Genomic DNA, 207 nt, shown 5'->3' with positions numbered 1-207 from the left:
CGCTTCTTCTCACGTTTTGGTTCTTCTTTTTGGACAACTGGTTGCCCTACTGCGACCGCTGCTTCTTCTACAACTTGTTGTTCTTCTGCAATCGGCGCTTCTTCTACAACTCGTTGCTCTTCCGCAATCGGTGCTTCTTCTACAACTTGTTGTTCTTCCGCAATTAAAACATCCGCAAAGCTTTGAACATTTTTCTTCGTTTGTTCA

The 207-nt window shown here is 44.0% G+C and carries 1 protein-coding gene; it reads right to left on the bottom strand.

Features of this window, described 5'->3' with window-relative positions; translation table 11 throughout:
• Positions 1-207, bottom strand: a 207-nt coding sequence (locus MR113_RS28250) for a hypothetical protein (protein ID WP_242257537.1), incomplete at both ends; no start/stop codon positions are given.

Origin of the sequence: Bacillus cereus group sp. BfR-BA-01379, from assembly GCF_022663605.1 — a bacterium.
In the GTDB taxonomy this organism is placed as follows: Bacteria; Bacillota; Bacilli; order Bacillales; family Bacillaceae_G; genus Bacillus_A; species Bacillus_A mobilis.
Note: the sequence above shows the minus strand (reverse complement) of the source record. Positions and strands in the feature narration are given on the sequence as shown.